The organism is Halorubrum tebenquichense DSM 14210, assembly GCF_000337415.1.
GTDB classification, from domain to species: Archaea; Halobacteriota; Halobacteria; order Halobacteriales; family Haloferacaceae; genus Halorubrum; species Halorubrum tebenquichense.
In genome coordinates, this window is sequence record NZ_AOJD01000044.1 from 1 (window position 1) to 10,923 (window position 10,923).

Here is a 10,923-nt window from a genome sequence, read left to right on the forward strand (position 1 = left end):
AATCGGAATCCGTTCAACAATTGCCACGCGCAATAGGGAACGCCCTGAATTGAAACATCTCAGTAAGGGCAGGAAAAGAACGCAAACGCGATGTCGTCAGTAACTGCGAGTAAACGCGACACAGCCCAAACCGAAGGTCTTCGGACCAATGTGGTGTTCGGGTTGACAACCAAATCTCGACAACTCATCTGAAGTCTCCTGGAACGGAGCGTGAAACAGGGTGACAACCCCGTAAGATGAGTCAGTACGGATGGCGTCAAATCCAGAGTAGTAGGGGTCGGATATCCTCTATGAACATCTCAGGCATCCCCTGAGAAGGCTAAACACTCCTCGAGACCGATAGCGAACAAGTAGCGTGAGCGAACGCTGAAAAGCACCCCGAAAAGGGCGGTGCAATAGGGCCTGAAATCAGCTGGCGATCGAGCGACAGGGCGTACAAGGCGTCTCTCAAAACGACCGAGAAGCGATTCTCTAGTAGGAAGAGAGACGAGCCGGCGTCGTGTCGTGCGTTTTGAAAAACGACCCAGGGAGTGCACTTGATTGGCGAGTCTAACCCGTGAACCGGGGAAGGCGCAGGGAAACCGATACGGCCGCAGCATTGCGAGGGCCACCGTGTTCAAGCGCGGGGAGTCAATTGGGTGCGACCCGAAACCAGGCGATCTACGCGCGAGCAAGGTGAAGCGTGGCGAAAGCCACGTGGAGGCCTGTTAGAGTTGGTGTTCTACAATACCCTCTCGTGACTCGTGTGTAGGGGTGAAAGGCCCATCGAGCCTGGCAACAGCTGGTTCCAACCGAAACATGTCGAAGCATGACCTCATCCGAGGTAGCCCGCGGGGTAGAGCTACCGATTGGATGACCCGCCTCCGAGAGGAGTCGGCCATCCTGTCGAACTCCAAACCCGCAGGCGCTGTAGACGATGGGAGTCCGGTGCGCGGGGTAAGCCTGTGTACCGTGAGGGGAACAACCCAGAGCCGGGTTAAGGTCCCAAAGTGTAGATTAAGTGCGATTCGAAGGTGGTCTCAAGCCCTAAACAGCCGGGAGGTGAGCTTAGAAGCAGCTACCCGCTAAGAAAAGCGTAACAGCTTACCGGCCGAGGTTTGAGGCGCCCAAAATGATCGGGGCTCAAATCTACCACCGAGACCTGGCCGTGCCCTTGACAGGGGCAACCGCGTAGGTTGGCGTACTGGTCGGACGGAAGCCCGGGCGAGAGCTCGTGTGGACCGTCCAGTAACGACAATCCTGGTCACAGTAGCAGCGATAGTCGGGTGAGAACCTCGACGGCCTGAAGAGCAAGGGTTCCTCGGCACTGCCGTTCAGCCGAGGGTTAGCCGGTCCTAAGGTGTACCACAACTTGACTACACCGACGGGAAGCTGGTTAATATTCCAGCGCCATTATGCAGTAAACGCCGACGCCGTGTGGAACGCTGAGCCGGGCACTCGCCCGGTCGAATCGTGGAAACTCGTGGACGCCGTCACGGCACGAAGCGAGCGAAACGCGAAACAGCGAAAGTCAGCCGTACATAGGGCCCGTGAAAAGGCAAGCATAATGTCCGTACCGAGATCCGACACAGGTGCTCTGCCAGCGCAAGGCAAGGCCTGTCGGGAGAACCGACGTTAGGGAATTCGGCAAGTTAGTCCCGTACCTTCGGAAGAAGGGATGCCTGCTCTCTACAGAGCAGGTCGCAGTGACTCGGGCGCTCCGACTGTCTAGTAACAACACAGGTGACCGCAAATCCGCAAGGACTCGTACGGTCACTGAATCCTGCCCAGTGCGGGTATCTGAACACCTCGTACAAGAGGACGAAGGACCCGTCAACGGCGGGGGTAACTATGACCCTCTTAAGGTAGCGTAGTACCTTGCCGCTTCAGTAGCGGCTTGCATGAATGGATAAACGAGAGCGCCACTGTCCCAACGTTGGACCCGGTGAACTGTACGTTCCAGTGCGGAGTCTGGAGACCCCCAAGGGGAAGCGAAGACCCTATAGAGCTTTACTGCAGGCTGTCGCTGAGACGTGGTCGCCGATGTGCAGCATAGGTAGGAGACATTACACAGGTACGTGCGCTAGCACGCCACCGAGTCAGCATTGAAATACTACCCGTCGGTGACTGCGACTCTCACTCCGGGAGGAGTACACCGGTAGCCGGGCAGTTTGACTGGGGCGGTACGCGCTCGAAAAGATATCGAGCGCGCCCGAAGATCATCTCAGCCGGGTCGGGAATCCGGCGAAGAGCGCAAGAGCAAAAGATGGTCTGACAGTGTTCTTCCCAACGAGGAACGCTGACGCGAAAGCGTGGTCTAGCGAACCTACGAGGTTCCGGAATGGGACCCGTAGATGACAGAAAAGCTACCTTAGGGATAACAGAGTCGTCACTCGCAAGAGCACATATCGACCGAGTGGCTTGCTACCTCGATGTCGGTTCCCTCCATCCTGCCCGTGCAGAAGCGGGCAAGGGTGAGGTTGTTCGCCTATTAAAGGAGGTCGTGAGCTGGGTTTAGACCGTCGTGAGACAGGTCGGCTGCTATCTATTGGGGGTGTGAGGTACCTGACGTGAACGAACGTATAGTACGAGAGGAACTACGTTTGGTCGCCACTGGTGTATCGGTTGTCCGGAAGGGCAGCTGCCGAGTAGCCACGCGACACGGGGTAAGAGCTGAACGCATCTAAGCTCGAAACCCACATGGAAAAGAGGTACCACAGAGGTCACTCGTAGAAGACGAGTTCGATAGACTCGGGGTGTACGCACCGAGGCAACGAGGTGTTAAGCCCACGAGAACTAACAGACCGAGCCACATTCATTGGCGCTGACGCGCCACGACTCGCATGAGTTCAGGCGGTAACTGGATCGCACGATTTACACGGTTGATATCGAACCGCGACCGACACTGGAGTCTCTCCACGCGGAAAAGCAAGGAGAGTCTCGGTTCGAATCCGAGAGTCGGCATGAAGGCGGCCAGAGCGGTGGGGAAACACCCGTACCCATTCCGAACACGGAAGTTAAGCCCACCAGCGTATCGTGAAGTACTGGAGTGAGCGATCCTCTGGGAACCACGAGTCGCCGCCTCGCCATTCATACGAGAGCGATTAGCTCTCACTATTCAGCCCGCGGGCGTAATGCCCGCGGGCTGTTTTCATTTCATGTACCCGCGAGCCCCCGCGCTCGCGATCNAGCGATTAGCTCTCACTATTCAGCCCGCGGGCGTAATGCCCGCGGGCTGTTTTCATTTCATGTACCCGCGAGCCCCCGCGCTCGCGATCTCGCACGCGACCGCTAAGCTTAAACGCTCGACAGCGGTACGTTCGGCTGGTGCCAAGGTGGCAGAGTCCGGTCAGACGCAGCGGCCTGCAGAGCCGCCCAACGCCGGTTCAAATCCGGCCCTTGGCTTTCTATTGCTGTTCGAAGCGGAACGTTGAGTCCCGCTCGCGAACTGCCCCGCTTAGTAACCGTTAAACACTGGGTGACCCATTCGTGAACTATGCAACGACGCGCTGTGGCCGTGTTCGTCGCGCTGTTCCTCGCCGTCGCGGGCGTGGCGGGCGCGCTGACCGCGACGGCCGATAGTCCGGAAATCGCGTTCGAGAACCCGGAGGTAGACGCCGCCGACGGTGACACCGTCCAGATCGGTGGCGAATCGTACGCCGTGAGCGTCTCCGAGACCGAGGAGGGTGGTGGTGGCCACGGCGGCGGAGCGGCGACCGTGATCACCGGCACGCTCGAACGGGAGTTCACGACGGAGACGTCGGAGACGTGGACGAACGGCTCGACGGTGTCGGTCGACGACCGCCAGTGGCGGGTCGAGATAGCCGGTGAGAGCCCCTCGGAGTTCACGCTCGTCGAGGTGCTCGACCGGCAGGCTATTCTGGAAGGCGACGACTCGGCCGACAACCAGACGGTCACGTCCGAGGACGGCGAGGAATTCGTCTTGGTGACCGACGAGTCCGGCGAGACGACATCGGTCCCGGCCGACGAGTACTTCCCCGACCCCGAGGAGCGGTCGTACGCCCCCGGGGACACGCTCCAGTACGGCGGGAACGCGGTCACCGTCGACGACGTGACGGCGGACGGGGCCGTCGCCGTGTGGGAGACCACGCAGACGGAGACGGTCGAGGTCGAACAGCACTCGATGGTGACCGTCGACGGCACGGAGTACGTCGCTCACTTCCCGGACGCGTCGACACTTCAGCTGACGACGGACATCGAGGCGTACGAGTCCCAGACGGCCGAGATAGAGAAGTTCAACCAGTATAACAGCGGCCTCTCGCGCGTGCTCATCCTCTCGGTTCTGTCGTCGATCATGCTCGCCGGGGCGGCGTTCATGCCCTCGCGGTACTGATCGTCGACCGGACACCGCGGTCGGCTCCGTTCGCCGCCGATTTCTCATCGACAGCCACTACCCGGCGGGACCGCTATCTCGACTATGAGTCCGACAACGGAGAAGGTGCGACAGCTCGCCCCTCACTGGGCGGTGATGTTCGTCGCCATGTTCGTCGCGCTGGCGGTCGTCGACCGCACGGTCGGCGGGTTTGGGTTCGCAGCGTCGATGGCGCTCGTTCTGGCTATCGCTTTCGGCTACCCGTTCGCCGTGCGGGCGCTCGGCGTCGCACCGCCGGTCTGGCGGCGGTGACACTCGTCCGCAGATGACCACACAGATCAAAGACCCCGTTCACGGGTACATCGAACTCGCCGACCCGCTCGTCGATCGTGTGATCGACACGTCGGCGTTCCAGCGGCTTCGGTACGTCAAACAGCTCTCGGCGACGCATCTCGTCTACCCCGCCGCCAACCACACGCGGTTCGAACACAGCCTCGGGGTGTACCACCTCGGCCGTCGCGTCTTCGAGAACCTCCGCGAGGAGCCGTACTTCACTCGGGAGACGTCGGCGGAGACGTTAGACGAGATACAGTCGACGCTGGAGTGCGCGTGTCTGCTCCACGACGTGGGCCATCCGCCCTTCTCGCACGTCTGCGAGCGCTTCTTCGACCCGGCGGAGCTACGGGACCGGCTCGCGGACCGCGGCTTCGTCGCGTCGCTCCGGGAGGCCGGGCTGGGCGACGCTCCGGTCCGCGACGCGAGCCCGCACGAACTCGTGAGCTGTCTGTTGATCCTCGGCCGCTTCGACGACGCGCTACGGTCGCTGTCGGTCGACCCGGAGGAGGTGTGCGCGTACGTCTTGGGGTACAGCCTCGTGTACGAGCGCGGGGGACCGTGGCAGCACGGGCTGGGCGCACAGCTGCTCCACTCGCCGGTCGACGTCGATCGGCTCGACTACATCTCCCGGGACAACTGGATGACGGGCGCGAACGTGCTGAACTTCGACACCGACCGCATGGTCGATGCCTACACCGCACACCCCGACGAGGGGCTGGCGCTCTCCGAGAAGGCGCTCTCGACGCTCGGCAACTACCTCGAAGGCCGGATCGCGCTGTACATGTGGGTGACCCAACACCACAAGTCGGTGTACGCGAACGCGCTCCTTCGTGATCTCACGGAACGGGCGGCCGCGCTGACGGGCGATCCGCCGGTGACGATAGACGGCGTGATCGACGGCGAGATCGACGACAACACGGTCGCCGAGCGGCTGCGCCGGCTCGCGCGCGACCGGCCCGACACCACGTTCGCGACGCTGTACGACCGGTACCGGGCGCGTCGGTTCCCGACGACCTGCTGGAAACACCGGATCGCCTACGCGGACCGGGTCGACGTCGACCGCGAGGCGTTCGGCGAGTGGCTCGTCTCCGGCGACGACCGCCTCGAACGCGGGCTGGCCGACGAACTGGACGTCCCGGTCCACGACGTGTGGATCGAGCGGTCGTACGTGCCCGAGTACGAGCCCTCCGAACTGGCCGACATCCCGATAGCCTACGGCGGGACGACGCGCTCGGCCGGCGACTGGGGACTGTACGGTGAGCGGGCGTTCGACAGCCCCATCCCGTTCGTCTACGTGCCGGACGGGCACCGCAAGCGCGCGACGCGGTGGCTCATCGATCGGTTCCGGGCGGAGTACGGGGGCTGACCCGGGCCCGAGCGATCGCTGACGGTTTCGGTCCGGGCCTCCGCTCTGCCCCGCCTATTCGCGGTCTCCGTCTCCGACGGAGGATCCGACGGGGCGCGGCATCGATCGGCCGTAGACGCCGACGGCGACGCCGAGCGCGAACGCGACGACGCCGGTGAGCGCGATCCACAGCGCGTCCGGGTGTTCCGTACCGGTGTGTAACAACAGGCTCGCGACGGACACGAGTTCCATGCCCCCGGTCGAGCCCCGTCTCGCTAAACCCCGTCGGTACGGCGGCCGTCGACTCTCGGCCGACGGCTGGCTCGCGGACCGATAACACCGGTGTTAGCCGGTCACGGTCCCGTCCCTCTCGATTTTATACGGCTCGGTCGCCTTCGGATCGGTATGAGCGACGAGAACCCGGCTCCGGTCACGCCGGAGCGTCCGGACGCACCGTTCCACACCAGCGGCACCGACCACATCACGGTCTGGGGGAGCAACGAGGAGGACACCCTCGCCTTCTACCGCGACCTCCTCGGGATGCCGCTCGTGTTGCGGCAGCCGAACCTCGACGACCCCTCGCAGACGCACCTCTTCTTCGACACCGGCGACGACCGGATCCTCACCGTGTTCGTGAGTGACGACCGGGCGTCCGCCCGCGGGCAGCGCGTCAGCACCGGCGCGGTCCACCACCTGTGTTTCAGCGTCGAACCCGACGAGTACGAGGACATCATGGCGGCCCTCGAGGAGGCCGGGAAGGGGTACAACGTGTTCGACCGCGGCATCTTCCACTCCATCTACACGCAGGACAACAACGGCCTCGTCATCGAGCTGTCCGCGGACAAGTACGAGATCCCCGACGGCCGCAAGGGCGAGGTGCTCGCGACCGCCCAGCGCCTCCGCGAGGAGGACGGGGCCGACTTCGCGCAGGACCGCCACATGGAGGCCGCGCTTGAGGAGCTGGGGATTCCGGTGAACAAACACGACCTGCCCGACGCCGACGCGGGCGTCGGGGTCTGAGATGGCCGGCCGAGCCCCCGGACACGACGGTGACGACCCGCACGGCGACGAGCCGCTGGTCATCGCCGGGACGCCCCTCGAAGACGCCGACGCCGCGCTCGTGCTCGTCCACGGTCGCGGCGCGACCGCCCGCAGCGTCGTCGACCTCGGCGAGCAACTCGCCGACGACCGCGACGTCGCGGTCATCGCCCCCGCCGCCGCCGGCAACACCTGGTACCCGAACTCCTTCCTCTCCCCGGTCGCGGACAACGAGCCGGGCCGCACCTCCGGACTGCGGGCGGTCGGCGCGGCGGTCGACGGCGCGGTCGACGCCGGAATCGACCGGGACCACGTCCTCGTCGGCGGCTTCTCGCAGGGCGCGTGCCTCGCGAGCGAGTTCGTCGCGCGGAACCCGGCGCGCTACGGCGGGCTGGCCGTCTTCAGCGGCGGCCTGATCGGCGAGTCGGTCGACGTCGACGACTACCTCGCGGACGCGACGGGTAGCGAAAGGGAATCGACCGACGACGACAATGGCCCTCTCGTCGGGACGCCGGCGTTCGTCGGCTGTAGCGACACCGATCCGCACATCCCCGAGGAGCGAGTCCACGAGACGACCGAAGTGTTGGAGGCGCTCGGCGGCGACGTGGACGAGCGGATCTACCCGGGGATGGACCACGGGATCAACGACGACGAGGTCGCGGCCGTGTCGGCGATGGTCGCCGACCTCGCCTGAGCCGAGAGCGGGTTCCGGGTCGGCTCACGCCAGCCAGTCGTCGGGCTTCGTGTCGTAGTCGACCTCGTCGGCCGCGATCCGCGCCTCGACGTCGTCGTCGAGTTCGTGTTCGGTCACCTCGCCGCCGTCGTACTGGAAGCGCACGCCAGCTTCGGTGCCCTCCGGCTCCTCCCCGCGCCGCTTCGCGCGCCGGACGGCACCGTCGCCGTACTCCACGCGGACCGTCGCGAGGTTGACCGGACGGCCCCACAGCTCGAACGCGCGTTTCAGCGTCGCCTTCGCCGACTCCTCGTCGAGCGCGACCCCGTTGTACCGGTGGCCTAAGAGTAGTTCGCCGCGGTTCCGGAAGTTGCCGTCCAGCACGACGACCGTCGGCTTTCCGAAGTTCGTGAACCGGAGGAGCAGCTTCTTGCGGATGTCGTCCGCGTCGACGCTCGCGACGCGGTACTCGTCCGCGGCCCGGCTGTACTCGTATGTGAAGTAGTTCCCCTCCCGGACGAACTCGTCGGTGAGGAACGCGTCGATGAACGTCACGTCGTTGTGGCTCTCGCGGACGTCGACCATCCGGTCCCAGCCGGCCGCGCGGTCGACGTCCTCGATCGCCGCCTCGACCGTCTCGTAGCGGTCGACGTCGAACAGGTACCGCGCCCGCTCGGCCAGCGACTCCCGGGAGACGTTCCGCAGCGCGCCGCGGTGTTCGGGCCGCGAGAGGACGTAGTGTCGCTCGGCGAGCCCCTCGCGCGTGAGCAGTTTCCACGGGTAGCGCTCGATGTCCGGGGCGTCCTCGCCGTCCGGGCCCGGGTCGGCGTCCGGGTCGCCGCCCCGGGCGGACAGCGCGCGGTCGACCGCCTCGGCGTCGACCCGCGGGTCGCCCTCGGCGGCGAGGTCGGCCAGCGCGTCGAGCGTCGCCGGCCCGGCACCGGCGATCGCCGGGTGCGGCTCGAGCAGCTCCGCGACGCGGTCGAGGTCGATCCGCGAGTGGAAGTTCTCGGCCGTCACTCCCTCGACGCGGAGTAGCTTGTCGATCACGTCCCGGCGCGCCGCGCGGCGTTCGACGTGAGTCCACAGCTCGAAGCCGAGCTTGTAGGGGTTGAGGCCGGGCGAGCCGAGCACCCGCGACATGTGGTCGGCGTAGGTGAGGAACTCGTCGGGGCCGGCGAACCCCTCGCCGCCCATCATCACCGACTCCCAGTACGTCGCCCACCCCTCGTTCATCACCTTCGTCTGCTTCTGTCCGGCGAAGTAGTACGCCTCCTCGCGGATCGCGTCGATGACGGTCGTCTCCCACGGCTCGCGGTCGACCGCCTTGCCGCTCTCTGGGTCGTACCGCTTCCCGTGGTCCCGCAGGAACGCGAGCACGTCGGGGCGGGGGTCCTCCGGCTCGACCCCCTCGCCCCGCGCTTCGAGCCACTCGTCGTCGAACACGTCGCGGCGCACCTCCTCGGAGATGTCGAGGTCGTCGATCCGCTCTTCGATCGCCGCGAGCGGGTCGTCGTCGCCGCTCACGTCGTCCGCGACGCCCGGCTCCTCGACCGACCGCGCGGCGTCGACCGGGCTGTGCTGGTCGATCGTGTCTTCCAAGGCGCTCACGGCGTCGATCAGCCGCTCCACCTCGTCGCGATCGACGTCCGTCCGCGACGCGATCGACCCGATCCGGTCCGCGTTGCGCTCCAGCCGCGCCGCGGCGTTCGGCCCGTCCTCGCCGCGGTCCGCGTACAGCCCGAACCACTCGTTGTTCGCGAAGAAGTCCGCGTGCGCCTCGACGTGGGTGATGACGGCCTTCTGGTCCGCGGGCGCGTTCGACTCCTGGAGGAACGCGTGGGCCGGGTCGTCGTTGTTGACAATCTCGAACGCCTTCCCCAGCCCGTGGCGGTCCTTCTTGCGCTGTCGCTCGTAGTTCATCCCCCACCGCCAGTGCGGGTAGCGGCGCTGGAAGCCGCCGTAGGCGATCAGCTCGTTCATCTGGTCGTGGTCGACCACCCAGTACCGCACCGGGTAGGGAGCCAGCCCCAGTCGCTCGGCCAGCTCCCGGGCCTCGCGGGCCGGCTCGTCGAGGGCCTCGGCCTCGCGTTTCGCCTCGACGCGGTCGTCCCTCATCGGCGGTCACCCCCGTCGGTCCGCCCGCGGGCGGCCCCGTCCGCGCCCCCGGCGTCGTCCGCGGCTGACTCCGTGCTGAGGATCTCGTAGATCGCGTCGGTCACGTCGCCGGGTTCCGAGACGCGCGCGACGGCCACGCCGTCGCCGCCGTCGAACGCGGCCTCGACCTCGTCGGCGTGGCGGGCGTTCGCCGCGCCGCCGCCGGGCTGGGTCTCGACGTACGCCTGGAGGTTGGCGTCGATCGACTCCATCAGCGGGATCACCGACTCGGTCGTGTCGCTGCCCGCGTTTTCGGAGTCGCCCGCGGCGAACACGTACCGGTTCCACTCGCTGTACGGGTACTCCTCCAACATCTCCGCGACGAGTTCGTACGCGCTGGAGATCCGGGTTCCGCCGCCGGACTGGATCCCGAAGAACTCCTCGCGGTCGACCTCCCACGCCTCGGCGTCGTGAACGACGTACCGGAACTCGGCGGCGTCGTACTTCCCGGTCAGGTACCAGTCCATCGGGGTGAACACCCGCTCGACCAGCTCCCGCTTCGTCTCCCGCATCGAGCCGGAGGCGTCGCGGACGTTGATCACGACCACGTTGCGCTCGCGCTCCTCGATCACCTCCGGGTGGCGGAACCGCTCGTCCTCGCGCCGGAACGGGACGCTGTCGAGGCCATCCTCCCGGATCCGGCGCGTGACGGAGTCGCGCTCGACCCCGTCGGCGAGCGCGTCGAAGCTCTCCCAGCGGTCGAGCGCGGTCACTGGCTCGCCCCGCTCGGCTTCGAGCGTCGCGGCCGCGTCCGCGATCCACGCCCGGGAGACGGGGACGCCGTCGCCGCGCGCCCACGCGAACACGTCGTCGACGTCGGCACCGTCGACGAACAGCCCCTCCCGGACGTACGCCTCGTCGAAGTCCGTCGCGAGGTGTCGCTTCAGCCCGCGCTTGAAGAACTCGTCAACGTCGAGGGTGCCGCGCGGCCCCGAGCGGGCGGTGTCGGTGAAGTCGCCCTCCACCTCCTCGATCACCCGCTTCCCCTTCGGTTCGAGGTCGAGGCCGAGCGCCTCGTCGAGCTCCTTGGCGAACTCCTCGGGGTCTGTCTCTTATACACAT

At 65.9% G+C, this 10,923-nt stretch carries 7 protein-coding genes, 1 tRNA gene, 2 rRNA genes and 1 pseudogene; 8 read left to right on the top strand and 3 right to left on the bottom strand.

Annotation, left to right across the window (positions count from 1 at the left end; all coding sequences use genetic code 11):
• From C472_RS16310 to C472_RS07450, 6 genes are all read left to right on the top strand, one after another.
• Positions 1–2,799, top strand: a 23S ribosomal RNA gene (locus tag C472_RS16310); the annotation flags it as partial.
• 145 nt (positions 2,800–2,944) lie between these two features.
• Positions 2,945–3,066: ribosomal RNA gene (gene rrf / locus C472_RS07430) — 5S ribosomal RNA — on the top strand.
• A 242-nt stretch (positions 3,067–3,308) separates the two neighbouring features.
• A tRNA-Cys gene (locus tag C472_RS07435) sits at positions 3,309–3,384 on the top strand.
• Between the two features lie 106 nt (positions 3,385–3,490).
• Positions 3,491–4,333 carry a hypothetical protein gene (locus C472_RS07440; protein ID WP_006629201.1) on the top strand — a complete coding sequence of 281 codons (843 nt, stop codon included), beginning with the start codon at positions 3,491–3,493 and terminating at the stop codon, positions 4,331–4,333.
• A gap of 84 nt (positions 4,334–4,417) precedes the next feature.
• The gene (locus C472_RS07445) at positions 4,418–4,624 is read left to right on the top strand and encodes a hypothetical protein (RefSeq protein WP_006629202.1); all 207 of its coding nucleotides are present in this window, start codon (positions 4,418–4,420) and stop codon (positions 4,622–4,624) included.
• 13 nt (positions 4,625–4,637) lie between these two features.
• Positions 4,638–6,014 carry an HD domain-containing protein gene (locus C472_RS07450; protein WP_006629203.1) on the top strand — a complete coding sequence of 459 codons (1,377 nt, stop codon included), beginning with the start codon at positions 4,638–4,640 and terminating at the stop codon, positions 6,012–6,014.
• 54 nt (positions 6,015–6,068) lie between these two features.
• On the opposite strand, the gene C472_RS17490 is transcribed toward C472_RS07450, so the two are convergent.
• Positions 6,069–6,245: a hypothetical protein gene (locus C472_RS17490; RefSeq protein WP_006629204.1), complete on the bottom strand. Its 177-nt coding sequence runs from the start codon at positions 6,243–6,245 to the stop codon at positions 6,069–6,071.
• A gap of 153 nt (positions 6,246–6,398) precedes the next feature.
• Between C472_RS17490 and C472_RS07455 the strand changes: the two genes are divergently transcribed.
• Together C472_RS07455 and C472_RS07460 are read left to right on the top strand one after the other, a co-directional pair.
• Positions 6,399–7,013, top strand: a complete 615-nt coding sequence (locus C472_RS07455; RefSeq protein WP_006629205.1) for a VOC family protein — start codon at positions 6,399–6,401, stop codon at positions 7,011–7,013.
• Position 7,014: 1 nt separating this feature from the next.
• Complete coding sequence (locus C472_RS07460) at positions 7,015–7,725, top strand: alpha/beta hydrolase (protein WP_006629206.1); 711 nt, start codon at positions 7,015–7,017, stop codon at positions 7,723–7,725.
• A 24-nt stretch (positions 7,726–7,749) separates the two neighbouring features.
• Here C472_RS07460 and C472_RS07465 read toward each other — a convergent pair whose 3' ends face one another.
• Together C472_RS07465 and C472_RS07470 are read right to left on the bottom strand one after the other, a co-directional pair.
• The gene (locus C472_RS07465; protein WP_006629207.1) at positions 7,750–9,822 is read right to left on the bottom strand and encodes a SpoVR family protein; all 2,073 of its coding nucleotides are present in this window, start codon (positions 9,820–9,822) and stop codon (positions 7,750–7,752) included.
• Positions 9,819–10,913 (bottom strand): annotated as a pseudogene (locus C472_RS07470) (DUF444 family protein); the annotation flags it as partial. The pseudogene C472_RS07470 and the gene C472_RS07465, both read right to left, overlap by 4 nt.
• Positions 10,914–10,923: the final 10 nt, after the last annotated feature.

Excerpts from the sequence above, each read along its gene's own strand:
- C472_RS07445 (WP_006629202.1), top strand. The coding sequence starts at position 4,418 with ATGAGTCCGACAACGGAGAAGGTGCGACAGCTCGCCCCTCACTGGGCG.
- C472_RS07450 (WP_006629203.1), top strand. The coding sequence starts at position 4,638 with ATGACCACACAGATCAAAGACCCCGTTCACGGGTACATCGAACTCGCC.
- C472_RS17490 (WP_006629204.1), bottom strand. The coding sequence starts at position 6,245 with ATGGAACTCGTGTCCGTCGCGAGCCTGTTGTTACACACCGGTACGGAA.
- C472_RS07455 (WP_006629205.1), top strand. The coding sequence starts at position 6,399 with ATGAGCGACGAGAACCCGGCTCCGGTCACGCCGGAGCGTCCGGACGCA.
- C472_RS07460 (WP_006629206.1), top strand. The coding sequence starts at position 7,015 with ATGGCCGGCCGAGCCCCCGGACACGACGGTGACGACCCGCACGGCGAC.
- C472_RS07465 (WP_006629207.1), bottom strand. The coding sequence starts at position 9,822 with ATGAGGGACGACCGCGTCGAGGCGAAACGCGAGGCCGAGGCCCTCGAC.